Source organism: Colwellia meonggei, assembly GCF_057537295.1.
The window spans coordinates 1-25239 of sequence record NZ_BAAJLZ010000011.1; the positions used below are offsets into that span (position 1 = coordinate 1).

Below are 25239 nucleotides of genomic sequence, written 5' to 3' on the forward strand. Positions count from 1 at the left end.
CTTGTTTTAATTCTAGTTTAAGAATACGCCAAGGTGCAAATGCTTGCTCCCTGAAAGCGAGGCGTATAATAAGGATACATTCTGTAATTTGCAACCTGTTTTAAGTTTATTTTCCGCTTTAATCTTATTTATTTTTCACTTGTTGTTTTTTTGTTCTCGAATGACTCGTATTTCATTCAATTACGGATATTTAAGCAAAATTAGCATAAATATTTTCTTAGTTTGTTGTTACTTTGCGCAAATTTGTAAAATGGCTATAAGTAAAGTGCTTCTTTAGTTTATAATCGCGGGCATAAATTAGATTGGAAAACCTTATGCAGCAATTTTTAGCATTAACCTCTCCAGGAATAGAGATATTACTGGCGCAAGAACTTAAAGATTTAAACGCGGAACAAGTTGTTCAAAAGCCTGAAGGAGTTTATTTTTACTCTAGCATTGAACAGGCTTATCATATTTGCCTTCATTTACGTTTAGCGACACGTGTATTGCTTAAGCTAGGCGAGGGCGCTGCAGAAAATAAAGATGAGTTATATGCTGCTGCAAAGTCAATTGTTTGGTCTGATGTTTTTTCAGTAGATAAAACCTTTGCAATCGATTTTGTTGGTACAAGTGATGAAATTCGTAATACGCAGTTTGGAGCGTTAACGATAAAAGATGCCATTGTTGACCATTTTAGAGAGTTAAACGAAGAACGTCCTTCCGTTGATAAGTCAGCTCCACAAATTAGCTTTCAAGCTAGATTACTAAAGCAGAAGGTAGCTATTTACTTAGACTTTTCCGGACGTAGTTTATTTAAGCGTGGCTATCGAGAAAATACTGGTGCTGCGCCATTAAAAGAACATTTAGCTGCGGCAATCATTGCCCGTTCAGGTTGGTTGGAAGACACCACTAAACCTTTAGTTGACCCTATGTGTGGTTCTGGAACAGTCGTGATTGAAGCTGTTTTAATGGCAGCAGGTTACGCGCCAGGTATAGACAGAGCGCAATGGGGGTTTGATTATTGGTTGGGTCATGAACTCGACGCATGGAAATCTGCAAAGTCGGCCGCCATTGAGCAATCGCATGTTGGTTTAACACAACTAAAAGCAAAAGTTTTTGGTGTTGACCTTGATAGTCGCGTATTAAAAACTGCACAACAAAATGCTAAAAATGCTGGCATACAGCGTTTTATCGAGTTTTCTTGTAAAAATGCCAATGATATTAAAAATGCTTTTGGCCCAACAGGTACAATACTGTTTAACCCTCCTTATGGTGAGCGTATTGGTGAGTTACCTGAACTTGTAGAAACTTTTGCTCTGTTAGGTAAAAAGTTTAAATCACATTTTGCTAATTGGCGTGTTGCCGTGTTAACGGCCAATGTTGAACTGCTTGCTATGATGAAAATGGTTAGTTTTAAACGTTATAAGTTTAAAAATGGTCCGCTAGATTGTCAGTTTGCCTTATATAACTTAGACAATAAGCAAGTTGCTAGTAGTAATGTTAATGCTGAGTTTGAGCAAAAAGATTCTGCGTTTGCTAACCGATTATTAAAGAATAAGAAAAACTTAAAAGGTTGGTTGAAACAAGAGCAAGTAGAATGCTATCGCTTATACGATGCTGACATTCCAGAATACAATGTTGCTGTTGACGTTTATGCTGATCATCTTGTTATTCATGAATATGCTGCTCCTGCAAAAATAGAAGCTGAAAAAGTTGCTAAACGTTTACAAGAAGTGGTTTATTTCGCGCCTAAAGTGCTTGATGTTGCAACAGATAAGGTGATTATTAAAACCCGTGCCAAGCAAAAGGGGAAAGATCAATACCAACGAGTTGAGCAATCAAAGAAATCAATGGTTGTTAATGAATATGGCGCAAAGCTTAAAGTTAACTTGTGGGATTATTTAGATACAGGCTTATTCTTAGATCACAGAAAAACCCGTCAAATAGTTGCTAAGAAAGCAAAGAATAAATCACTATTGAATTTATTTTCTTATACCGGCTCGGTATCAGTGCAGGCAGCCTTGCATGGCGCGAGCTCTGTAACAACGGTTGATATGTCAAATACTTACTTGAGCTGGGCGCAAGATAATTTTGTTTTAAATAATTTATCAGGCCATAAGTATCAGTTTATTCAAGCTGACTGTTTACAATGGTTGAAAAATAATGAACAAAAATTTGATGTGGTATTTATCGACCCGCCTACATTTTCGAATTCAAAACGTATGGGCGAAAGCTTTGACGTTCAGCGTGACCACGTTAGCTTAATTACTGATGGCTTGAAGTCTTTAGAAGAGGGCGGTGAATTAATATTTACCAACAATAAGCGTAATTTTAAAATGGACTTTGATGCCATGACTGCTTTGGGGCTTAATGTGCAAGAAATGAGTGACAAAACAAGAGACAAAGATTTTCAACGTAATAAGCATATCCATAACAGTTGGTTATTAACGCGTAAGGCTAACTAGTATGTCGGTTAAGTTTAATTTATACGGTACAGATGGTTGCCATTTATGTGAGGACGCATTGGCCTTGTGCGTGCAAGTGATGCCTGAAATCGACATTACGGTTGTTGATATTATTGATGATGAAAAGCTAGTGGATTTGTACCGGATCAGTATTCCAGTATTAGAACGTCTAGAAGATCAAAAGAAATTATTCTGGCCGTTCGAACAAAAACAAATTTTGGAGTTGTTGTAATTTATGGAATTAATTCGTATTTCACAAGGTGAACTCGCCTTTGGTGAAGACAAAGTCTTAGATAAAGCAGACCTGAGTGTACAAACGGGTGAACGAATTTGTTTAGTCGGAAGAAATGGCGCCGGTAAATCGACATTAATGAAAGTGTTAATGGGTTTGCAAGTTTTGGATGATGGGCAAGTGCTAAAATCTAGTACTATGCAAGTTGCTATGCTTGAGCAAGATCCGCCAGAATCTTCAAATATCAGTGTTTTTGATTATATTGCCCAAGGGGTAAAGAAAAATGCCGATTTAATTAAACGTTACCATGTGATTATCCATGATGTTACTGAAGATCCTTCAGAAGAAAACTTAGCTAAACTATCCAGTGTTCAAGAACAACTTGAACTGGCTGATGCTTGGCAAGATGAACAGCGTATTGAGCAAGTAATGACTACATTGTCATTAAATGCCGATGATAGTATTTGTGATCTTTCTGGTGGTTGGTTACGCAAGTTAGCACTAGCTAAAGCACTAGTAACTGCACCAGATATTTTATTGCTTGATGAGCCAACTAACCATTTAGATATTAAAAGTGTGTTGTGGCTAGAGTCATTTTTAAAAGATTTTGCCGGGACAATACTATTTATTAGTCATGATAGGGCGTTTATTCGCGGTGTTTCAACACGTATTCTTGATCTTGACCGTGGAATATTGAAAAGCTATCCAGGTAACTATGACTTATATATAGAACAAAAAGCTCATGACTTACAAGTAGAAACACAGCAAAATGCGTTGTTTGATAAGAAACTGGCTGAAGAAGAAGTTTGGATAAGACAAGGTGTAAAGGCACGTCGTACTCGTAATGAAGGTCGAGTTAGAGCACTTGAAAAGTTAAGGTTAGAGCGCCAAGCTCGTCGTGATGTTCGTAATCAAAGTACTATGAATATTACCCAAGGCGACCGTTCTGGTAAGCTGGTATTTGAAGCTGAGCAAGTATCTATCGCATTTGATGATAAAGTTATCATTAAAAACTTGGATTTATTGATCACTCGCAATGACCGATTAGCATTTATTGGCGCTAACGGTACCGGCAAATCCACTTTGATTAAAATGATCATGGGTAAACTTGAAGCCACTAGCGGTAAAATGCGCTCAGGCGTTAATTTAGAAGTTGCCTATTTTGATCAACACCGCGATGCATTAGATGTTAATAAAACTGTGCAAGAAATTGTTGGTGAAGGCAAGCAAGAAGTCATGGTAAACGGTAAGCCTCGCCATGTATTGGGCTACCTGCAAGACTTTTTGTTTAGTCCTAAGCGCGCTAGAACGCCTGTTAGAGCTTTATCCGGTGGTGAGAAGAATCGCCTATTACTTGCTCGTTTATTTTTACGCCCAAGTAATTTATTGATACTCGATGAGCCCACTAATGATTTGGATATCGAAACCTTAGAGTTGCTGGAAGAAGTCGTTGCAAATTATGCAGGAACGGTTATTTTAGTCAGCCATGATCGTGACTTTGTTAATAACTGTGTTAGTAGTTGTTTGTATTTTGATGGCACAGGGCATATCACGCAAATAGTTGGTGGTTATGATGATGTTGATGAATATGTTGCTTATAAAGAAAAACAACGCGAAGCCATGATAAAGCCAGCTATAAAAGAAGAAAAAGTGAAGACTACTGCTGTAGTTAATACTGAGTCTACTAATAGGAAAAAGCTGTCTTTTAAAGAAAAAAGAGAGTTAGAAAATTTACCCAGGCAAATTGACGAGCTTGAAAACCAGATTGACGACTTGCAACAGCAAGTGAATCAATCTGATTTTTTTAGTCAAGAACAAGCGCTAACAAATAAAATATTGAACCAGTTAGCCGAAAGTGAGTCCAACCTCGAAGCTGCCTATGCTAGGTGGCAAGAATTAGATGAATAATAACGATAGTGAGTTTAGTAGTTACATGAACAAATTTTTAAAATCGATTTTAGCATTAGGTATCACTAGTGCATTAGGAATATCCGCTGTTAATGCTGCCACATACCAAGTTATCGATAAAGGCGCAGTCTCAACTTTAAAATATACCTACTCACAACAAGAAAATAATAATGGTGAAGCAGCAATTTCCGGTACTGATATATACAATTTTCCTGTTCAATTTCAGTATCTTGATGAAGACGATTTCGATGCCATTGTCAAGTTAGCTAATGATACATTTGAAGCTATTCATGAGCTTAATGATATTGAAGATGAAACAGCACTTAGAGCTGGAAGCCCGACTGCGAATGACTTATCTTGGGTTATTCGTTTTTTAAGGTCTAGAACGAGTAATACTCTATATCAAGAAGTTGGCGATGTTTTCGCAATGACAAATTTTAATGGCGAAACAACGCTATTTAACGTTTTTGATAAAAAGTTCGTAGGTACCGATGTTTATACTCGCTCAACGAAAGAGTATATTAACGGTATTACCAATGAAGGCTGGGTTTATGGCAACGCTTCTGCACCATATTTACCTATTGACTTTACAGAGAGTGACGGTGATGAAGTTACTCACTGGGCTCGCGACTTTACAACTCGTGGCTTTTTCTCTCCTGATGGCGGCGCAAGTATCATCGAAATTATTCCTCCGAGTGAATTAGAGTTGCCAGTTGAGCAGCGCTTTGGTGGTGAGTCAGCAATTCTAGATATCAGTGAGTCGAATATTGCGGTTGGTTACGCCAGTACTAGTATTGATCAAGATGCTATTGACTTTATTACTGATGACACGGGAGGTTGTGCCGATCCTGATGTTATAGATGATATTCCGTTTGATATCTGTGTTCAGCGTATTATTGCTAATGTTTACAATACAGAGGCGATAAAGTGGACTATTGATGCGCAAGGAACAGTCACGTCAGAGACTTTAGGCCATTTAGTTACACCTCATGAAAGTGACAATCGCGAGTATGTTAATTATGCTCAGGCAGTAAATAACCATGGGGTTGTTGTTGGTTATGCCCATGGTTGGTGGGATGAAAAAGTTACCGAACCAAGTTCTACAGAAACTAGACACTTTTATGCAGTAGTATATAAAGATGGGACTGTCACTGACTTTACTGATGATCATAGTAAGTATTTTGATTCTCGCGCATACGATATCAATGATGCGGGAATTGCAGTAGGCCATGTAAATACTTTTGTTAATGGTAGTCAAAGAACTAAGTTCTATCATGTAGATACTAATGCTGAAAATATGGAAATGACATTTCCAGAGGACTTCTTTATTGGTAGTGCGAGTACAGCCCGTGCGATTAATGAAGCCGGCATGATTGTTGGTGAAGGCGAGTATGAAACTCATAATGATAGTTCGAGTAATCCTCGTCGAACCCATGGTTTTTTATATGATATGACTGCAAAAACATTCACTGATCTTAATGACTTCTTAGCCTGCGATAGCGATTATACAGTTATTGAAGCACGTGATATTAATGACTCGAATGAAATTTCGGCGACTGCAATTGTCAAAGTGCCTCGTCGTGATTCAAAAGGTGAATTAATGCTGGACGATAAGGGTGAACAACTATTTGAAGATGTTGTTCGTGCAATAACCATGAAACCAATTGAAGGCGAAATTGAAGATTGTAGTATTGTAGAAGAGAAAGTAGAACGACAAGGTGCAGGCTTTGGTTTTGCAGGATTAATGTTATTAATGTTTGCGGGAATAAGACGTCGCTTTAACTAAAGCGCTTTTCTCTATATAAAAGCCAGCATTAATGCTGGCTTTTTTGTATTATTCTGTAAATTACAGTATTACTACTGCTTTGCACGCAACGCCTTTTCACCTCTGGCTATACCAACACAACCTGAGCGCACAGATTCGATAATCTCAGTTTCATTCGCTAACGTGGTAATAAATGCGTTTAGCTTCCCAGTATCTCCCGTTAATTGAATGGTATAAACTTGTTTACCAATATCAATTATTGCCCCTCTAAAGATGTCGGTAATACGTTTAACTTCTGTACGGGATTTGTCGTTCATCGCAAGAACTTTAATTAACAGTAACTCCCGTTCTACATGCTGACGCTCAGTCAAGTCTGTAATTTTTATTACATCAATGAGTTTATTAACCTGTTTAACAATTTGCTCAAGAATTTTATCATCGCCTTTGGTTGCTATGGTAATACGCGATAGGCTTGCATCTTCAGTTGGTGCTACAGTTAAACTTTCAATATTAAAAGCTCGCTGAGAAAATAAACCGACAATACGAGATAATGACCCCGCCTCGTTTTCCAGTAATATTGCTAAAATTCGGCGCATTATGCCTTTACTCCTTTCTTTATCCACATGTCATCAATGGCTCCAGTGCGTATTTGCATAGGGTATACATGTTCCTTTTCATCAATTAAAACATCAACAAAGACGAGTTTTTTCTTAATAGCAAAAGCTTTTTCTAGTGTTGGCTCTAATTCGTCTAAAGTATTAATTTGCATGCCGATATGGCCATATGCTTCGGCAAGCTTTACAAAATCGGGCAGCGATTCCATATAAGATGAAGAGTGACGGCCGCCGTATATCATATCTTGCCATTGGCGTACCATCCCCAAAGAACGATTATTCAAAGATATAACAACTACAGGTAAATTATATTGCATGCATGTTGACAGCTCTTGAATGTTCATTTGAATTGAACCGTCACCAGTGATACAAATTACATGGCTTTCTGGAAAAGCCATTTTTACGCCCATAGCCGCTGGTAAACCGAAACCCATAGTGCCTAAGCCTCCAGAATTTATCCACTGACGCGGTTGCTTAAAAGGGTAATACTGTGCGGCAAACATTTGGTGTTGGCCAACATCAGAGCAAACATATGCTTCACCCTGTGTGGCTTTATACATTGCCTCAATTACACGTTGAGGTTTAATTTTTCCATCGTCTTGTTGGTAACTTACACTTTTCACTTCTCGCCAAGTATTTATTTGTTGCCACCAATTTGTGTTACTTTCCTCGTCAATAGCAAAATCAACGTCAGCTAACTCTGTCAATATTTGCTGAATGACAATATCAACTAAGCCTACTACTGGTATATGAGCATTGATGGTTTTAGATATTGATGTTGGATCTATATCAACGTGAATAATAGTTGCGTTAGGGCAGAATTTTTTAACGTTGTTGGTGACTCTATCATCGAACCTTGCCCCAAGTGCCAAAATAACATCGGCATGAGCCATAGCTTTATTCGCTTCTAAACTGCCGTGCATTCCCAACATACCAATAAAGTTATCATGTAGGCCTGAAATACCGCCTAAACCCATCAAAGTGTTGGTAATTGGTGCATTTAACTTTTCAACGAGTGTTGTTAGTAACTCTGCAGCATTAGCAATAACAATACCGCCGCCAGAGTATACAACTAAGCGTTTCGCCTGTGTAATAGCTTGCACTGCTTTTTTAATTTGTCGATGGTGCCCTTTAACCGTCGGATTATAAGAGCGCATTTTTATGTTGCTTTCTAACTTATACTCGGCGCTATTTCCTGGCATTAATAAGTCTTTAGGTAACTCAATAACAACGGGGCCAGGACGACCGGTTTTAGCAATGTAGAACGCTTTTGCGATAATATTTGGAATCTCCGCAATATCTCGACAGTTAAAGCTGTGCTTCACAATCGGACGAGAACAACCGACAATATCCGTTTCTTGAAACGCGTCATCACCAATTAAACCTGTTGGCACTTGGCCCGACAGTACCACCATAGGAATAGAGTCCATATAGGCGGTGGCGATCCCTGTTATGCAGTTGGTTGCTCCAGGACCTGAAGTTGCTAAAACAACACCAACCTCTCCGGTAGCACGAGCAAAACCATCTGCCATATGGGTTGCAGCTTGTTCATGACGAACGAGTACATGTTCGACATCTTCTTGTTGAAATAATGCGTCGTATATATCTAGTACCGTGCCACCTGGATAGCCAAACAAGTATTTTACTTGAAGCGCTGAAAGTGCCTTTACTACTAGCTCTGCGCCTGTGTAAAGCTCTTTAGTCATACATAATCCCTTTAATTGAAAGTTAAATTGCCATAAAAAAACCCTCGGTCTTTGCAGAGCGAGGGTTTTATTTTTGAAACTTGTACGTTTACTTTTTACACACAATATCACCCACGCTATGTTTGAAAACCACGACGACGTTGAGGAGCGAGTTAAGTGTATTTATTGATATCATTTTATAATAATTATTTCTTGCTGTTAAAAAGTAACTTTATTGTGAATGCTTATAGTATTAAGGGGTTTAGTAATTGCTGTCAATGGAAAATTACAAATTTGCTAATAAAAATATTGTCTAAGTTATGTTCACTGCTATTATCGTGAACTTAATTAGCTAAATCTCAGGTCATCTAAGCTAGCTATATAAGAGTGCTTCGTATTATTTAGTTCACAAATTTTAATTAAGTAATCTCAACAAGTCGCTGATTTTTAAAAGTTTACTATTATTATTTGGCTTAATCTATTATTATATTTTCAGTATTTATAGTTACAAAAATCAACAGTTTTTTGCTATTTGTATGTTAACCTGTTGATAGGTTGCAATTCATCAAAGTTATTGGAAGGACTTATGTTAAAACGTAAATTAATTATTCTTTTGGCACTTATCGGCGGTATTGCAGGTTGTGCATCAACTCAACAAGCTAGAGTAAACTTTGATCGAAATAGTGAAATTTCAACGAGTCACTATAAAACTTTTGCATGGCTTAATGAAACGAAAGTATTAGCAGAGCCTGTTGATGTAAATCCAGTAATGAAAGTGAGAATTGATAATGCCATTGAACAAGCTTTTGTTGCTAAAGGTTATCAGCTTGTTGATAACGCAGAAAAAGCAGATTTTACTATCTCTTACACCATGGGAAGCCGAGAAAAGGTAAAAGTTGATTCATTACCTACAACATATCGTACGAATTTAGTATGGGGACATAGATATTATGGCGGTATTGGCATCGCTAATGAGACTCATGTTAGGAATTATACTGAAGGTAAGCTTGCTATTGACGTTTATGATGTTAAAAGCCGCCAGCCGGTTTGGCATGGTTGGGCAGTTAAACGCATCAAATCAGCTGATCAAGACAACCCGAGTAAAGCGATTAAAACTGTTGTTGAACAAGTCGTTGCTCAGTTTTAACACTTGATAATTAGAGCATTGATTTAAAGTAAGAAAAGCGCAATTAATTTGCGCTCTTTTATTGTCCAAATTTAGTTGTTTCTAGGGGGATTATAAGCAAATTCAATTCTATTGCCGCTAGGTTCTCTAATCATCATATGAATTGTTGGCCCTTTACCGTTTAATTCTGGCGCAAACTCTATCATCACATTTGGCATTAACTTAAATCTTCGATGTAATTCATGCAATGCTTCTTCACTGGCTACAGTGAGTGCAAGGTGATGTAATCCAACATTGTTTTTTCTATTAAATTCAATAGTTTCATTTTTAGATTTAGTTTGCCAAAGAGTCAAAAATAACGCGCCATCTGTTACGAATATCGATGGGTAATCAGGGTAACCACCAGCATTTTTCCAGCCAAGTGTTTTGATAAAAAAATTAGCGGAAGCCGGTAAATCTTTTACCGTTAGCCCTAGATGATTAAGTCCCTGTGTCATCGGTTTTTGTGTAACTGCTGCTGCCAGGCTTATCGTAGTTAAAAATAAAAACGATAAGGCGATGCTATTAATTAGTCTCTTTTTCAAACTCATTATACTCTCGTTAGTTACCTGATTAGGCGGTAGCTATAATGACCTGAAAAAGCTCAATAGCAATTCATTTTATTTTAACTTATTGTTATCATTTTAAATTAAATCAATAATTTATTTGATAATAATACTAAAAATTATACTGAAGGAATGAGCTTACGTGAATGTTTCTAAATTTGTCGTATTAGTGCTATTTTGTTTATTAATGGCTTGCAGTCAGACTTATGTTCATATTACCAATCAGGGATTTTCTAAAGAAAAAATCTCGGCAATTGAAAGGCAATTGCTGGCCTTAAATGTAAAGGTAAAGCATACAGATATTACTGTTCCTGAGGAGTTTTTGACAACAACAATTACCACCCATCCAAATTATAGACAGCTAAGTATGCTACAAGCAATTGAGTCAATTTTAGTAGCTGAAAACCTAAGTAGACCGCAGCACCTCTCGTTTGCACAAGGAAGGCATTTTTATAGTGAAAACCATATCGGTTTATATATACGCAATGAAAATAATACTAAAGCAATTATGCCGCCATATTTAAGGACACAATATTGTGCTTTTGCCGACGCAACAATAATGTTTAAAAATAATGGGCGATTCATACTTGAATATGAAAAAGGTATCTATGAAGACGAGCTAGCGCTAGTAAATGGAAACTATGTTTTTAACGGTAAGCAATTAAAGATAAAAACTGATGATGATATATCTCAATCTTATTGGTTAACACGTGAATTGAAGCAAACTCACATGGGCCAGCGTAATGCTGATGTTTTTAAACCCAAAGAGGATACTTTGGAGTTAGCACCGTTAAATTGCGAATTGCTAATTATATATATGGATTAAAGGGCAAATAGCCTTTATTAGTTTGTGATTTAATTAATGCTTCAATTCGCAAGTTATTTTCATAATTCCAGCTAAACTTAAAGCAAAATCACTGCTGATTGAGTTGCGAGGTATTTATGAAGTTGTTCACTACAATTTTTATTCTGACCATACTCTGGCTAAGCTTTTTACCAAAAAGTTATAGCTTTAATGTCGCCAAAAATATTTGCGAATACGTTGCAGTAGATGACAAAAGCCGATTAAGAAAGTTGCTGAAGGCAAGTAGATTAAAGCTACGAAATGTTTATAAAGATGTAAGTTGTGATAAAGATAATATTTTGATATTTGCTGCGAAAAAAAAGGCAAATGAAGTAGGTCAACTACTCATCAAAAAGCTACCAAAAGCGGTGTTAGAAAGTGAACTAAATGCTTTGTCAAGCTTGTCGCCACAAATGGCAGATATGGCCAAAGCACGTATTAAGTAACAATACGTGCTTATAGCAACTTTATACTTTAAATGGATGCTCAACAACGGTGAATTTTGTGTCATTTTCACCATAAATAAAGATATTACATTGCTGCCATGATTCTGGAATTTGCCAAGTATTGTTTTCTTCAACAGTGTAGACATGGCGCTTGTTAGCACAGCGAATATCCATTTTTGATAACTCCCCGTCAATATTCGTAAGACTAAACTCATTACGGACAAGCGGATATTGCCAGTAATCGTTAGTTCTTATATTAGCATCTACAATGATATTTTCATTAGAGCCAATAAGATCATCTATTTGATTAATGAGTAATTGATATTGTTCTAAATAAGGCTTTGCTAGTTTGTTCTTTTTTAGACGTTCAAAAGTTCTAAAAGCTGCTTTGAACCGATTGAGTTTCACTTCTAAGGCAAAGCGCTGTTGTAAAACTGATAACTCTTGCTTACTATTTCCGTCATCAAATGCAAACCTGACTTTATACAAATGTGATAGTTGCTTACTTTCATTACCTAGAACGCGTGCGTATTTCGCGAGTAATAACTGTAAATAATTATTCTCAGACATATGCATATATTTAATTTTTTTCAAACTAGTTAAATATTTATCGACTTGTGTGAAATCTTCTTCCACCAATGCTCCTTGAGCTTTTGAAAATAAACTTCTAAAGCGTTTAGTTGCACCAGTTGTGCCGTTTTCGTTCATTCTAAAATCCATTTGCACGCTATTCACACATTGTTGAATAGGTTCGCCATTTTCCATTGCAGGTTCATACTTCCATTTTAATAGTGCTTTTTTGGCTGCTAGGGTAATGTCTTTACTACCTGAGTTTTCTGTATTTATTACATTAGAAACAGTGCCGTCTTTTTCTATAATGAAACTAAAGCGTGCCCAGCCTTCTCGCTGATTTCTAGCTGCATCAATTGGATATTTAGGGTTGATTCGTGAAATGGGAACTGGATCAGTTGTAGTGCTTAAGTGCTTTGATAGCTCAATAGCTTCAACTTTAACAAATAATAATGGCGCTGAAATTAGGCCGAAAAGGCAGTACTTATTCATTTTTTACATCCTTGTTATTTTGATCACTCTTATATTAACGCATTCTGTACTGTAGAGAAATACTGGATCTAGCCTCAGAAGGGGTTATTTATTTTTCAGCCACGTATTAAATGCATTTTCTACGGTTTTAATTAACTCTGGATCAGAGTTGTTGCTTAGTGCCATACAATGTTCAGTATTGCCTTCTTTATGCAATTGAAAGCCTATATCGAAGTCAGCAATGGTTACGCCGCTATCTTTAATTCGGTATAGCAGAGCCTCTCTAGATTGGATTACGGCATCTATTTTACCACTTAGTAAATGATGAATGTTATTTTCTTCATTTGATGAAACGAGTAAATTTTTTCCTTCGATAAAGCCTTTATCTAGCATATAGTTATGGCTATTGTCGTTTCGAAGTACGCCAACAATAGCATTTTCGAGTGAAATTAAGTTAGTAATGTCGGTTTGGTTATTTTTCAGCTTATAGATATTTACCGGGGTTTTATCATGAATAGGGCAAAACCATTTAAAGTGCTTGGAGCGTTGCTCGGTTTTATAAATTGAGTAAATAAGGGTGTTTGGCTTGGTTTTCGCTAGATAATAACTACGTGCCCACGGGTATGCCGTAATTTGATATTTAAGTGTTGTATTGTCAAATATGGCTTTAATTTTTTTTGTCACTATACCGGAAATTTCACCTTTTACATCAGACGCTTGCACTATATAAGGCGGCCAATGTTCGGTTACAATTTCTAATGTTTGTTCTTGCGCAAATACGGAAGAACTAAAGTAACTAATAATAATTAGCGAGTATAATAATTTCAAAATGCATTTCCGAATAATTCCCTTAATAAAGATAAGGGCATAGCGCATTTTATTTCAAATAAATAATAATTTCATTTAATTGTACAAAAAACTGTGCTTAAAACGCCATTTCTGAATATATTTTAGCTATTTTTTCTGTGATAACAATGTTGATATAACTGCTGCTGTTTCAATTGGTTGTTCCATAGCAAAACAATGGTGTTCACCAAACATTTGCCATTGTATGTTGTTGTTAATTTTAGCTGCGCGCTTCACCGCTGAAGGAATAAAGAAGTAAGTGTTTTTCGCTAATAAAATGTCGACTGGTATGTTGATTTTCCGTACCGCTTGCCAAAGGCCCTTCGGATATGAGCCAAATATAGACGCTTCCCACTTAGGATCACATGATAATTGCACTGATTTATCCACACGAGTGATAGTTGAATATTGACAGTAATCTTCGACAACCTGAGGATGCCAGGGTTTATAGAATGATTTACTGCTAATTTCATTGCACATTGTTGCCATATTTGGCCATTTCGCTGTACGGTTGCTTACCGATTTTACTAACGCCCTGTGACGCCATGCTCCTGTTGCTCGCATTAGCTGCTGAGCAACAATCATTTCATTTTTAAATAGCACAGGGTCAAGTAAGATTATTTTGCTAAATAGATTCGGGTATTTAGCAGCGGCAAGTAAAGTTAAAACAGCCCCCATAGAGTGTCCTATACCGATTAATGGGCCATTTTTTTCTACATCAGCTTGCTGGTAAATAGCGTCAGCTATGGTATCCGCCATTTTTTGCCAATTTGGCATACGTTTAGAGGGTTGAGTAGATAAGCCATGGCCAGGAACATCTGTTAACCAAATCGAGCTATCAATTGGTAGATTAGATGCCATTGCTGCAAGTGTCATAGCAGAAAAGCCAGTACCGTGTAGTAAATGAATACGCTCACCTGATGCATCACCAGCTCGGTAATAACCATTTACGGTCATTTGGCTTTTTGATTTTTGCTGCCAATTAACTAACTTACCTAACGTCATTGGTTTAATGTTTTTAAATGGTGTAATCGATGATTTTTCAGACATTATCGGAGCTTTTAGCATTATTAATATTTAATTTTCGTAACATAGCAATTAACTGGTCTGATGTGAATGACTGTTTTGAAATACATGTATTCTTAATAGTTTTCTTATTGAATAGTTATTTTGTAGTAGCAAAAAAATTGTTCTTTTAACTACTTATAAATAGTGCGAAATAAACTCTTTAAAATTAGTCATGTAATCGTAGCTAAAAATTTATAAAGTAATGTGAATCTTTAGGTGCGATTTTATTAAATCTATTGATATAATGGCGCATTATCGTAATTTATTCTCAATTTTTAGGGGTTCTGTGGATGTCGGAAGTAGAAAACCGTCCAACAAATTTTATTCGTCAAATTATTGATGCCGATCTTGCTAGTGGTAAGCATAGCAGTGTGCAAACACGTTTTCCGCCAGAGCCAAATGGTTTTTTACATATTGGTCATGCGAAATCAATTTGCTTAAACTTTGGTATCGCACAAGATTACCAAGGCTTATGTAATTTACGTTTTGACGATACAAACCCTGAAAAAGAAGACATTGATTACGTTAACTCTATTCAAGAAGACGTTAAATGGTTAGGTTTTGAATGGGCGGGGGATATTCATTATTCTTCTGACTACTTTGACCGTTTATATGGCTACGCTGTTGAGTTGATTGAAAAAGGCTTAGCGTACGTATGTTTTTTAAATGCCGAAGAAACACGTGAATATCGTGGCACATTAAAACAACCCGGTAAAAATAGTCCTTACCGTGATACTTCAGTTGAAGAAAACCTAGCATTATTTGAAAAAATGAAAGACGGTGGCTTCAAAGAAGGCGAATGTGCATTGCGTGCAAAAATAGACATGGCGTCAAGCTTCATGTGTATGCGTGACCCAATTATCTATCGCGTTAAATTTGCTCACCATCACCAAACGGGTGACAAATGGTGCATTTACCCAATGTATGATTTCACTCATTGTATTTCTGATGCTATTGAAGGCATTACCCATTCAATTTGTACGTTAGAGTTTCAAGACAACCGCCGTTTATATGACTGGGTAATTGAAAATATTTCTATTGAAAGTACACCGCATCAGTATGAGTTTTCTCGCTTGAACCTTGAGTATACGGTAATGAGTAAACGTAAACTCAATAACTTAGTTGAAGAAAACTTAGTTAGTGGTTGGGATGATCCTCGTATGCCAACCATTGCTGCATTTCGTCGTCGCGGCTTCACGCCTGCGTCTATGCGCGAATTTGCCAAACGCATTGGTGTAACAAAAATGGATAACACCGTGGAAATGAGCGTACTAGATGCTTGTATCCGTGAAGATCTAAATGACAACGCACCACGTGCAATGGCAGTGCTTGATCCAATTAAATTGGTTATTGAGAACTACCCAGAAGGGCAAGTGGAAAACCTTGATGTTAAGAATCATCCAAGTGATGAAAGTCAAGGCTCTCGCGTTGTACCATTTGCTAAAGAGCTATTCATTGAAGCGGAAGATTTCAGAGAAGAAGCAAATAAGAAATACAAACGTTTAGTGCTTGATAAAGCCGTGCGTTTACGTGGTGCTTATGTGGTAACTGCTACCCGTTGTGATAAAGACGAAGCAGGCAAGGTAACTACGGTTTATTGTCAATACAATGAAGACACTTTAGGTAAAAACCCAACTGACGGTACGAAACCAAAAGGGGTTATTCATTGGGTTGCTGCTGAGCAAAGCCTTGATGCTGAAGTTCGTTTGTATGACCGTTTATTTACTGTACCTAACCCAGGCGCGGAAGAAGACTTTCATACTGTAATTAATCCTGATTCGTTAGTTACTATCTCTAACGCGAAAGTAGAGCCAAGCCTAGCTGCCGCTGAGCCAGAAAAAGCCTTTCAGTTTGAACGCCAAGGTTACTTCTGTCTTGATAATAAAATTTCAGCAGAAGATAAAGCCGCGGGTAAGTTAGTATTTAACCGCACCGTAGGTTTACGTGATACTTGGGCGAAAATCTCAGGCTAATCAATATCAAACGAAAATTCTGTTAATATTTAAAAAGCTCATAAGTTAACGCTTATGAGCTTTTTTACGCTCAGGAAGAGCCGTATGTCATGATCGCATGGATGTGAAGGAATGGCGATGCTCATGCCTCTCTCAGGCATCCTGCCTTTCGAGGTGTTAGTGCGTCCATGCACGTCGATGAATTGTTATTTTTTAATGAATAAGTCATGCGTATTATTGGAAATTCCTAGTAATAATATCGAAAGTGGCTGATTGAACTTAAGTTATTGAAATAGTTTTATAAAAATAAGGTTATTATAGGCATATTACTAAAGCTTCTTAGTATTATACCTAGTTACTCACAAGTAGGGTGAAAGGTAAGCTTATTGAAAATAAAGGATATTGTTTTTTGGTTCAAATGGTAATAGGTGATAATTAATGAGACATCTACATAATAATCTGTTAAATGGCAGTGGGTAATCATGGTAGAAATTATATTTCAGCACACGCAAAACAATTTTTCTGAACGCCCAGCGATTGAAATTGGAGAAAGTCAAAAAATTTGCCGATTTTGCAAAGAAAGTAACTGCTCTTTTGAAAATATTTCACACTCAATACCTGAGTTTCTTGGTAATAAAAGTATCTTTACTCTTGATGAGTGTGACTCATGTAATCGTTTATTCGGCCAAGGAATAGAAAATGACCTGAGTAAATTCATTCCTCCGTCTTGGTTTACAGGATTAAAAGGGAAAAAAGGTTATACAAAAAAACAAGTGAATGGAAATGTTACACTATCATCGGATAATCTATATTTAAATATTGAATCTAAAGAAGTTGGAAAATTTGAAAAGAATATATTATCAAAAGGAAGTACATTTTCTACTTTGAATGTATATAAATCACTACTTAAGATTTTGGTTTCACTACTTCCTACTGAATATTTGCTGGAATTTAAAGAATCAATTAACTGGCTAAGGTCTAATGCTGACTTTAATGCTCTCAATCATAAGCCAATAGTAATTGTTGGGTACAAAATTCCTGACTTTCGTATGCCAAAAGTTATGAATATTGAAGTTATAAGGGAGCAGAAGAATGAAAACTTTATTTATCAATTAGACGCTCAATTTAATAATTTCTATATAAAATTTGCTTTTTCTCCGAAAGCAAAATGTATTTTTCGCATAGGGCAAGTTACTCCTACTGAGAGTAAACTTGATGAAATTAGCTTTCAAGAAATAGATTTATCCGACTATAAGAGAAAGCACCATTTTGAATTAAGTATATCTGGTATCAATCCAATAGATGTTTAACAAGCTGTTAAAGTGGGGAAAATAATGGGAGCGATACCCTTGCTTCACAACATGAATACGCCTGTATAACTATGTAACAGTTACTCTACATCGTCATTAAATCGAAAATAGCCTAATCAAATTCTGCTAGATTAGGCTATTTCATTAAGCCACAACTAAAGCTTAGTTGCTGCTTTCATCGAAGTAACAAATTCAGCTAATGCTGTTAGCATAGCGTCATTATCGCCTAAGTTATTTTCAATGATTTTAACCACTGCTGAGCCACTAATTGCACCATTTGCGCCCGTTGCTAATGCTTCGGTTACTTGTACTGGCTTTGAAATGCCAAAACCAATCACTGATGGCGCTGCTTGAAAGTTGTTTAAGGCATTGATCAGTTTATGTCCGGTCATTTCCGCATCCGTTTCTGTACCCGTTACACCAACACGGCTAAGCACATAGGTATAACCTGCACCCAATTGCGCGACTTTTTCTAATGTTTCTTCACTAGCATTAGGTGGGGCGATAAAAATAGGCGCTACACCATGTTTAATTGCCGCTGCTCTAAATGGCTGACTCTCACGAATTGGCAAGTCGGCGATTAATACTGAATCAACGCCTGCTGCGGCTACATCAGCATAGAACTTATCAATACCACGGGCAAACACTAAGTTGCCGTAAAGTAATAGGCCAATTGGCATATCAGGCGCATAAGCACGCACACGCGCTAGAATATCTAAACAAACATCAGTATTAACATTAGCTTTTAAGGCACGTAATGCTGCCATTTGAATAGTTACACCGTCAGCACTTGGATCTGAAAACGGAATACCAAGCTCAAGGGCGTCAGCACCAGCGTCAATTAGGGTTTTAATTATCTCAAATGACTGCTCGGCATTTGGGTCGCCAATAGTGACAAATGGGATAAATGCGCCTTCATTTTTTTCTGCTAAATTTTTAAAGGCTTGGTCATAACGGGTGGTAATTTGGTTAACTTGGCTCATTACGCTTCTCCTCTATGCTTTACTTTACTGCCATCGAGAGTACTTTGCTCTGCTGTTTTCGGAGAAATTATTGCATTTACGTGCGCTAAATCTTTATCGCCACGACCAGATAAATTAACTAAAAATATTGTTTCTTCAGTCACTTCGTCAGCCATTTTTAATGCTTGTGCTAACGCATGTGAAGACTCTAAAGCGGGAATTATACCCTCATTTCTAGCCAGTAATTGAAATGCTTCAAGTGCTTCATCGTCATTAATTGGCACATATTGCGCTCGACCTGAGTCTTTTAATTGTGCGTGCTGTGGGCCAACTGCCGGGTAGTCTAAGCCTGCAGATACTGAGTAAGACTCTTCAATTTGACCATTGTCGTCTTGCATAATGTAGGTGTAGTTACCGTGTAACATGCCTTTTGTACCTGCAACCAGTGTCGCGCCGTGATGCTGGCTGTCGATTCCTTTACCACCGGCTTCTACGCCGATCAATTTAACGCCTTCATCTGGAATAAAGTCATTAAACATACCAATAGCGTTTGAGCCGCCACCAACACAGGCAATAACGTAGTCTGGCAGTCGACCTTCTTCGCTAAGCAATTGTTGCTTTGCTTCTTCGCCGATCATTTTTTGAAATTCACGTACTATGGTCGGGAAAGGGTGAGGGCCGGCAGCTGTACCTAATAAATAGTGCGCTTTATCATAATTGGCAGACCAGTCACGTAGTGCTTCGTTAACGGCATCTTTTAATGTGCCACTGCCAGCAGTAACAGGAATAACTTCAGCGCCCATTAACTTCATGCGAAATACGTTAGGTTGCTGACGCTGACAATCTACTGCGCCCATGTAAACTTTACATTTTAAGCCAAGTAACGAACAAGCTATAGCGGTGGCAACACCATGTTGGCCGGCACCGGTTTCAGCAATAATCTCCGTTTTCCCCATACGTTTTGCTAGCAAGGCTTGGCCAAGCACTTGGTTGGTTTTATGTGCGCCGCCGTGTAATAAGTCTTCACGTTTTAAGTAAATTTTTGCTAGTGGGTTTTCAACAATATTACGGCATAAAGTTAGTGGCGTAGGACGGCCCGCATAATTAGTTAATAAGTTATTAAACTCGGTTAGAAAAGCTTCGTCACTTTGCGACTCAATAAATGCTTGTTCTAATTGTTCTAGTGCTGGCACAAGTAATTCGCCAACAAACATGCCACCGAACTCACCAAAGTATGCTGGTAAGATTTTTTTCCCTTTATTTTCTACAGTCATTTTAATAATTCCGAATTTGCGCAAAAACATTTGCTAGTTTTTCACGGCTTTTTACGCCTGGGCTATCTTCAACACCTGAATTGATATCCAGACCAAATAAATCTTGTGTGGTTAGCTGTATTACAGCATTACTAATATTGTCTTGGTTTAATCCACCTGCGAGCAAGCAATGTGACAAGTCTTGCTCACTTTCGGCTAACGCTCGCCAACCAAACGCCTCGCCGCTTCCTGGATTTTTACCGTCTAGGATCCACTGGTCAACATGCTCAAGTGTTAATGGTGGAATGTCGTTTTCAACTTTAGTTGCTTTCCAAATTTGACAATTTTCTGGCAATGCTGCTTTTAGCTCATTGATAAACGCCTGATCTTCACCACCGTGCAACTGCACTGCAAATAGCGCTAATAGTTTTGCATGTTCAACAATTGTCTCTATGGATTCATTAACGTAAACACCGACATAATTTAGGCTAGGCGCAGCGTTAACAATACTTTCAGCTTGTGAAAGTGAAATACAACGAGGTGATTTTTCTGCGAAAATAAGTCCACCAAATTGTGCGCCACTTTCAATAGCCGTTTGTGCAAACTCTGCTGCAGTTAAACCACAAACTTTATTCTCACCATAAATAAGCGTTCTGCAGGCTAAATCAATATCATCCTTCGCCATTACCGAACTTCCGACTAAAAAGCCATCGACAGCTGGCGCAAGTTCGCGCACTTGTGCATTGGTATAAATACCTGACTCTGAGATAATAATTCTATCAGCAGGAATTTTTGGCGCAAAATCAAAGGTACGAGAAATGTCGGTCGATAAATCGCGTAAATTACGATTATTAATGCCGATCAATTTCGCATTAAGGTTGATGGCACGCGTTAATTCTTCGTCGTTTGATACTTCGGTTAAAATAGCTAAATTCAGTGATTTAGCAACGCTTTCTAGTTGCTGGTATTCTTCGTCGTTGAGTACGCTTAACATCAGTAAAATAGCGTCAGCACCGTAATGACGAGCCAAATATACTTGGTAGCTATCAACAAAAAAGTCTTTATTTAGCACGGGGCAGCTAACAATGTCAGTAACCGTTTTTAAATAGTCAAAGGTGCCTTGAAAGTATTTTTCGTCGGTTAGTACAGAAATAGCAGCGGCATATTTGTCATACGTTCTACAGATACTAGCAACGTCAAAGTCGGGTCTTATTAAACCTTTAGAAGGTGATGCTTTTTTACATTCTAAAATAAAACCAGCGTGTGATTTGCCACTGTTTCTATCAAGTGCTGCATACATATCTTTTTCTGTTGGAACTAGTGCACTCTTAAAGCTTGCTAGTGGCATATCAATTTTTCGTTGTGCCACTTCAATGCGTTTATCAGCAACAATTTTTTCTAATACGTTAGCCATGTTACTTATTACTCTCGTTATTGCTGTTTGAAATATCAACTAATAGTTCTAAGCCCTTTAATGCTTCACCTGATGCTAGAACCGTTTTTGCTAATTCAGCTGCAGCGTTTAAATTGTCAGCTTTGCCGTGTAAATAAAGAAGTGCAGCACAGTTAATAATAACGGCACTGTTGTGAGCAGTTTGCCCTTTACCAGATAAAATCGCTTTGATGATGTCGGCATTTTCTTGCGGAGTGCCGCCTTTGATATCTTCAAGTTCATAACGAGCTAGACCAAAATCTTCAGGTGTTACCACTTTATGTTCGAGTTTACCTTGATTGATTTCACACACATGAGTTTCGCCATGTAATGCTATTTCATCTAAGCCACTGCCGTGAACAACCCATGCACGCTCAACCCCTGTTAACATTAAGCTTTTCGCCATTGTAGGTATAAGTGTTGGTGTATAAACACCGAGTAACATTATTTTTGGCGCTGCTGGGTTAACTAACGGGCCGAGAATATTAAATAAAGTTCGAATGCCCATAGCTTTTCGTACTGGGCCTGCATGTTTAAAACCTGGGTGGTAGGCTGGGGCGTAAAGAAAGCAAAGGTTTGCTTTTGCTAAACACTCACTGGCAGTTACTGGCGACATTGTTAAATTAACACCAAATGCTTCTAGTAAGTCAGCAGAGCCAGACATACTAGAAACGCTGCGATTACCATGTTTTGCCATAGGTAAACCACAAGCGGCCGCTAATATCGCTGCGGTGGTTGAAATATTAATTGTATTTGCTCCGTCACCACCTGTACCAACACAATCGCTAACTGCATGTGTTTGTGGCGGAAATGACGTGGCATATTCTCTAACTGCGACTGCAGCACCGGCGATTTCTTCCGGCGTTTCACCTTTTATTTTCAATGCTGTTAATACACTAGCAAGTAATTCTGGGGCAATGTTTCCTTGCATGACTTGAGCAAAAAATGCTTGAGATTGAGCTTGAGATAGCGATTTTCCGTCAACGAGTTGTTGTAATATATTGTCCATGATTAATCCTTGCTCAGCATATTGTTATTTACTAACTGCTTGATGCTTTGTGCTAAAAGAGTGCTGCCAAAAGTTGTTAAAATTGATTCTGGATGAAATTGAAAACCAATGATATTGTCTTGACGCTGCGCAATAGCCATCACCAGTTTTTCGTCATTATCTGTTGTGAAATACGCTGTTGTCTCAAGCGTATTTGGCATAGTTAACGCGACTAAAGAGTGGTAACGGGCAACGGGAAGAGGTTGCTGTACATCTTTAAATTCATCACTTTCAATATGCGTAATGTTTGATGCTTTACCATGCACAACTTCTGAAGCTCGGCCAACTTTACCACCGTAATATTCAATTAATGCTTGATGACCCAAGCAAATGCCTAAAATAGGAACATTGCCCGCAGTAAGCTTGATTAATGCCATTAAACAGCCGGCGTTTTGCGGAGCACCTGGCCCAGGCGATAAAACTAATATTGCGCCAGCTGGGTTAGTATTTTGTTTTTCTTGTAGCTTTTGAAAAATAAACTCAGCGCTTAAGGTATTGCGATAAATGGTCAATTGATAGCCTAAACAGCGAAACTCATCAACTAAGTTGTAGGTAAATGAGTCAAGGTTATCTAACATAACAATTTCTGGTAAAGCTTGGGTTAAGGTATTTTTATTATTCATGACATAAGCTCCGGTGTTACTTTTTCACTACTAATAACAAGTGCTTTTGATTCTGCATCATTTATCGCACTGATAACCGCTTGGGCTTTTTGTCGAGTTTCATTGGCTTCTGATTGTGGATCTGAGTCGAATACCACGCCAGCGCCAGCTTGAATTTGCGCAACATTATTACGGACAAAGGCTGAGCGAATCACAATACAGGTATCCATATCTCCATCACCGGTAATGTAACCGACTGCCCCGCCGTAGCTGCCACGTCGCTTGCCTTCTACTTGGCGAATAAGTGATGTTGCTTTTACTTTCGGTGCACCAGAAAGTGTGCCCATATTCATACAAGCTTGGTAGGCATGCAGGGCGTCTAATTCAGTTTCTAAAGTGCCACATACTCTAGAGACTAAATGCATTACATGTGAATAACGGTCAACTTTTAACAAGTCGGCAACATGGCGAGTGCCGGGTTGGCTAACGCGGGCAATATCGTTACGTGCTAAGTCGACTAGCATAATATGTTCAGCGAGTTCTTTTTTATCAAGGCGTAAATCAAGCTCTATGCGACTATCTAGATCTGGAGACAAACTGCCATCGGCATTAAAGCCTCGTGGTCGTGTGCCAGCAATAGGATAAATTTCAACTTGGCGATTATTTTGTTGATATTTCAAGGCCGACTCTGGTGATGCACCGAACATACAAAAGTCACTGTCTTGTAAATAAAACATGTATGGGCTTGGGTTGCGGCGCTTTAAGGCTTTGTAGGCGTTAAGAGTATTAGAACAAGGCAAACTAAAGGTACGAGAAGGTACTACTTGAAAAATATCTCCAGCTAAAATGTTTTCTTTTAAGTTATTAACGATTTGGCAAAAAGCTTGGTCGTCAATATCGGTCATTAACTGCGCAGATGTGACTTTTTGAGTGCTAGCTTTAGGTGCCAGCTCTGCAGTAACGTTATCAGCTAACGTTGTTTCAATTTCCGCTATTCTATTGGCGATAGTCTGTTGTTCGTTGTGGTAATTCTCACCAGAGAATAGATTGGCAATAACTTCGCTTGTTTGCTTTTCATGATCAATAATTATCATGGTTTCTGCGAGATAAAAAACAAAATCAGGGCAAGTGTTTTCGCCGTCGACTACTTTGGGTAATTGCTCGCTAATTGCCATCATATCGAAAGCAAAGGCGCCACCAAGGAATATTGCGAAAGGGTGGTCAGTTAAATTTTCGAGTTCCTGAAAAAGTCGTAAGCTTTGAAAAGGGTTAATAGCCAATAATCGTGATCGTTCGTCTAGCTCTGCAGGTATGTCTGCATAAGTTGCCAAGAAGCTATTTTCGTCAATATCAGTAATAGTAATGCTATTCTGATTGTTTGCTAGCTGGGTTTTGGCGAAGGCAAGGGCATTGTTGCCGTTATTACTTTTTGCAGTAAAGGTAACTTGTTGGCCATTACAAACAATTTTTACCGCAGTATCGGCAAGTAATAAGCTTTTTAGTTGATGTTTTTTATCAATTTCTGCCGATTCAAGCAGTAAGGTGTTTGCTTTTAATTGACCTTGTTCATCACCACATAAGGTGTGAAATACCGCAAGGGGATCACTCTGGTAATTTAAGGTTTTAGTAATACTTGTTACCGCACCTATTTGCTGGTGCATAGCAGTATCTTGATGTTGTGCTTTGTTGTTCATGGTTATTCCTACAATAATATAATTTTAAATACGGTCATCCAGCGTAAATAGGCAAAAGCCACCATAAAAACCAACGTTTAACTTTAATTCTTAACATGTTGTCTCTCAAAATTTTAATTCAAACTGAAAATATCAGCTTAATCTCGGTCAGATAAAAGCAAAAAACCCGCAATAAAATGCGGGTTTTTCTGAATTTTTACTTACAAGTAAACATCACAACCCACTTATGTAGAGTTATGCCACCACCAAATCATAGAAATAGTTTGTTTTACTTGTATCATTATCTGTTTTATCTCAGTAAAATTGTTTTATTCACTTACCTAATTTTAGCTACTTGCTAATACCTTAGGTAGTTTTAAGCC

The 25239-nt window shown here is 37.8% G+C and carries 21 protein-coding genes; 9 read left to right on the forward strand and 12 right to left on the reverse strand.

Annotated features, from left to right (window positions below):
* Positions 1-314: 314 nt before the first annotated feature.
* Genes rlmKL through AC27E9_RS17860 form a run of 4 tightly spaced genes read left to right on the forward strand, consistent with a single transcriptional unit; the run spans position 315 to position 6370 of the window.
* Positions 315-2444: a bifunctional 23S rRNA (guanine(2069)-N(7))-methyltransferase RlmK/23S rRNA (guanine(2445)-N(2))-methyltransferase RlmL gene (gene rlmKL / locus AC27E9_RS17845; RefSeq protein WP_487132539.1), complete on the forward strand. Its 2130-nt coding sequence runs from the start codon at positions 315-317 to the stop codon at positions 2442-2444.
* Position 2445: 1 nt separating this feature from the next.
* Entirely contained in the window at positions 2446-2676 is a 231-nt protein-coding gene (locus AC27E9_RS17850; RefSeq protein WP_487132541.1) for a glutaredoxin family protein, read from the forward strand.
* A gap of 3 nt (positions 2677-2679) precedes the next feature.
* Positions 2680-4584: an ATP-binding cassette ATPase Uup gene (gene uup, locus AC27E9_RS17855; protein ID WP_487132543.1), complete on the forward strand. Its 1905-nt coding sequence runs from the start codon at positions 2680-2682 to the stop codon at positions 4582-4584.
* Positions 4577-6370: a DUF3466 family protein gene (locus tag AC27E9_RS17860; protein WP_487132545.1), complete on the forward strand. Its 1794-nt coding sequence runs from the start codon at positions 4577-4579 to the stop codon at positions 6368-6370. The genes uup and AC27E9_RS17860 overlap by 8 nt, the downstream gene beginning before the upstream one ends.
* A 71-nt stretch (positions 6371-6441) precedes the next feature.
* Here the strand turns inward: AC27E9_RS17860 and ilvN are convergent, their stop codons facing one another.
* Positions 6442-6945, reverse strand: coding sequence for an acetolactate synthase small subunit (gene ilvN / locus AC27E9_RS17865; RefSeq protein WP_487132547.1), 504 nt, complete (start codon positions 6943-6945; stop codon positions 6442-6444).
* Positions 6945-8669 carry an acetolactate synthase 3 large subunit gene (locus AC27E9_RS17870; protein ID WP_487132549.1) on the reverse strand — a complete coding sequence of 575 codons (1725 nt, stop codon included), beginning with the start codon at positions 8667-8669 and terminating at the stop codon, positions 6945-6947. Before AC27E9_RS17870 ends, ilvN begins: the two co-directional genes overlap by 1 nt.
* A gap of 565 nt (positions 8670-9234) precedes the next feature.
* Here AC27E9_RS17870 and AC27E9_RS17875 point away from each other — a divergent pair.
* Positions 9235-9795, forward strand: a complete 561-nt coding sequence (locus tag AC27E9_RS17875; RefSeq protein WP_487132551.1) for a DUF4136 domain-containing protein — start codon at positions 9235-9237, stop codon at positions 9793-9795.
* A gap of 71 nt (positions 9796-9866) precedes the next feature.
* Here the strand turns inward: AC27E9_RS17875 and AC27E9_RS17880 are convergent, their stop codons facing one another.
* Positions 9867-10364 (reverse strand): VOC family protein, encoded by a 498-nt coding sequence (locus AC27E9_RS17880; protein WP_487132553.1) that lies wholly within the window; start codon positions 10362-10364, stop codon positions 9867-9869.
* 157 nt (positions 10365-10521) lie between these two features.
* Here AC27E9_RS17880 and AC27E9_RS17885 point away from each other — a divergent pair, with 157 nt between their 5' ends.
* Together AC27E9_RS17885 and AC27E9_RS17890 are read left to right on the forward strand one after the other, a co-directional pair.
* Positions 10522-11205: a hypothetical protein gene (locus AC27E9_RS17885; RefSeq protein WP_487132555.1), complete on the forward strand. Its 684-nt coding sequence runs from the start codon at positions 10522-10524 to the stop codon at positions 11203-11205.
* Between the two features lie 116 nt (positions 11206-11321).
* The gene (locus tag AC27E9_RS17890) at positions 11322-11669 is read left to right on the forward strand and encodes a DUF3718 domain-containing protein (protein ID WP_487132557.1); all 348 of its coding nucleotides are present in this window, start codon (positions 11322-11324) and stop codon (positions 11667-11669) included.
* Between the two features lie 21 nt (positions 11670-11690).
* Here AC27E9_RS17890 and AC27E9_RS17895 read toward each other — a convergent pair whose 3' ends face one another.
* The 3 genes from AC27E9_RS17895 to AC27E9_RS17905 form a co-directional block, all read right to left on the reverse strand.
* Positions 11691-12731 (reverse strand): energy transducer TonB, encoded by a 1041-nt coding sequence (locus AC27E9_RS17895; protein WP_487132559.1) that lies wholly within the window; start codon positions 12729-12731, stop codon positions 11691-11693.
* An 84-nt stretch (positions 12732-12815) separates the two neighbouring features.
* Complete coding sequence (locus AC27E9_RS17900) at positions 12816-13538, reverse strand: substrate-binding periplasmic protein (RefSeq protein ID WP_487132561.1); 723 nt, start codon at positions 13536-13538, stop codon at positions 12816-12818.
* A gap of 126 nt (positions 13539-13664) precedes the next feature.
* Positions 13665-14606: an alpha/beta fold hydrolase gene (locus AC27E9_RS17905; RefSeq protein WP_487132563.1), complete on the reverse strand. Its 942-nt coding sequence runs from the start codon at positions 14604-14606 to the stop codon at positions 13665-13667.
* A gap of 308 nt (positions 14607-14914) precedes the next feature.
* Between AC27E9_RS17905 and glnS the strand changes: the two genes are divergently transcribed.
* Together glnS and AC27E9_RS17915 are read left to right on the forward strand one after the other, a co-directional pair.
* Positions 14915-16597 carry a glutamine--tRNA ligase gene (glnS, locus tag AC27E9_RS17910; protein WP_487132565.1) on the forward strand — a complete coding sequence of 561 codons (1683 nt, stop codon included), beginning with the start codon at positions 14915-14917 and terminating at the stop codon, positions 16595-16597.
* A 461-nt stretch (positions 16598-17058) separates the two neighbouring features.
* Positions 17059-17886 carry a hypothetical protein gene (locus tag AC27E9_RS17915; RefSeq protein WP_487132567.1) on the forward strand — a complete coding sequence of 276 codons (828 nt, stop codon included), beginning with the start codon at positions 17059-17061 and terminating at the stop codon, positions 17884-17886.
* A 155-nt stretch (positions 17887-18041) separates the two neighbouring features.
* On the opposite strand, the gene trpA is transcribed toward AC27E9_RS17915, so the two are convergent.
* The 6 genes from trpA to AC27E9_RS17945 are packed head-to-tail and all read right to left on the reverse strand — an operon-like array spanning position 18042 to position 24877.
* Entirely contained in the window at positions 18042-18869 is an 828-nt protein-coding gene (gene trpA / locus AC27E9_RS17920; protein ID WP_487132569.1) for a tryptophan synthase subunit alpha, read from the reverse strand.
* On the reverse strand, positions 18869-20122 hold the full coding sequence (gene trpB / locus AC27E9_RS17925) for a tryptophan synthase subunit beta (protein ID WP_487132571.1): 1254 nt from the start codon (positions 20120-20122) through the stop codon (positions 18869-18871). Before trpB ends, trpA begins: the two co-directional genes overlap by 1 nt.
* A 1-nt stretch (position 20123) precedes the next feature.
* Entirely contained in the window at positions 20124-21515 is a 1392-nt protein-coding gene (trpCF, locus tag AC27E9_RS17930) for a bifunctional indole-3-glycerol-phosphate synthase TrpC/phosphoribosylanthranilate isomerase TrpF (protein ID WP_487132573.1), read from the reverse strand.
* Position 21516: 1 nt separating this feature from the next.
* The gene (gene trpD / locus AC27E9_RS17935; RefSeq protein ID WP_487132575.1) at positions 21517-22542 is read right to left on the reverse strand and encodes an anthranilate phosphoribosyltransferase; all 1026 of its coding nucleotides are present in this window, start codon (positions 22540-22542) and stop codon (positions 21517-21519) included.
* A gap of 2 nt (positions 22543-22544) precedes the next feature.
* A complete protein-coding gene (locus AC27E9_RS17940) occupies positions 22545-23204 on the reverse strand; it encodes an aminodeoxychorismate/anthranilate synthase component II (RefSeq protein WP_487132576.1) in 660 nt (219 codons plus the stop codon).
* A complete protein-coding gene (locus AC27E9_RS17945) occupies positions 23201-24877 on the reverse strand; it encodes an anthranilate synthase component 1 (RefSeq protein ID WP_487132578.1) in 1677 nt (558 codons plus the stop codon). The genes AC27E9_RS17940 and AC27E9_RS17945 overlap by 4 nt, the downstream gene beginning before the upstream one ends.
* Positions 24878-25239: the final 362 nt, after the last annotated feature.

Coding starts and splice junctions, on each gene's coding strand:
- AC27E9_RS17870 (WP_487132549.1), bottom strand. CDS start 8,669: ATGACTAAAGAGCTTTACACAGGCGCAGAGCTAGTAGTAAAGGCACTT.
- trpCF (WP_487132573.1), bottom strand. CDS start 21,515: ATGGCTAACGTATTAGAAAAAATTGTTGCTGATAAACGCATTGAAGTG.
- AC27E9_RS17905 (WP_487132563.1), bottom strand. CDS start 14,606: ATGTCTGAAAAATCATCGATTACACCATTTAAAAACATTAAACCAATG.
- glnS (WP_487132565.1), top strand. CDS start 14,915: ATGTCGGAAGTAGAAAACCGTCCAACAAATTTTATTCGTCAAATTATT.
- AC27E9_RS17940 (WP_487132576.1), bottom strand. CDS start 23,204: ATGAATAATAAAAATACCTTAACCCAAGCTTTACCAGAAATTGTTATG.
- uup (WP_487132543.1), top strand. CDS start 2,680: ATGGAATTAATTCGTATTTCACAAGGTGAACTCGCCTTTGGTGAAGAC.
- AC27E9_RS17915 (WP_487132567.1), top strand. CDS start 17,059: ATGGTAGAAATTATATTTCAGCACACGCAAAACAATTTTTCTGAACGC.
- rlmKL (WP_487132539.1), top strand. CDS start 315: ATGCAGCAATTTTTAGCATTAACCTCTCCAGGAATAGAGATATTACTG.
- AC27E9_RS17945 (WP_487132578.1), bottom strand. CDS start 24,877: ATGAACAACAAAGCACAACATCAAGATACTGCTATGCACCAGCAAATA.
- trpB (WP_487132571.1), bottom strand. CDS start 20,122: ATGACTGTAGAAAATAAAGGGAAAAAAATCTTACCAGCATACTTTGGT.
- AC27E9_RS17850 (WP_487132541.1), top strand. CDS start 2,446: ATGTCGGTTAAGTTTAATTTATACGGTACAGATGGTTGCCATTTATGT.
- trpD (WP_487132575.1), bottom strand. CDS start 22,542: ATGGACAATATATTACAACAACTCGTTGACGGAAAATCGCTATCTCAA.
- AC27E9_RS17860 (WP_487132545.1), top strand. CDS start 4,577: ATGAATAATAACGATAGTGAGTTTAGTAGTTACATGAACAAATTTTTA.
- trpA (WP_487132569.1), bottom strand. CDS start 18,869: ATGAGCCAAGTTAACCAAATTACCACCCGTTATGACCAAGCCTTTAAA.
- AC27E9_RS17895 (WP_487132559.1), bottom strand. CDS start 12,731: ATGAATAAGTACTGCCTTTTCGGCCTAATTTCAGCGCCATTATTATTT.
- AC27E9_RS17875 (WP_487132551.1), top strand. CDS start 9,235: ATGTTAAAACGTAAATTAATTATTCTTTTGGCACTTATCGGCGGTATT.
- ilvN (WP_487132547.1), bottom strand. CDS start 6,945: ATGCGCCGAATTTTAGCAATATTACTGGAAAACGAGGCGGGGTCATTA.
- AC27E9_RS17880 (WP_487132553.1), bottom strand. CDS start 10,364: ATGAGTTTGAAAAAGAGACTAATTAATAGCATCGCCTTATCGTTTTTA.
- AC27E9_RS17890 (WP_487132557.1), top strand. CDS start 11,322: ATGAAGTTGTTCACTACAATTTTTATTCTGACCATACTCTGGCTAAGC.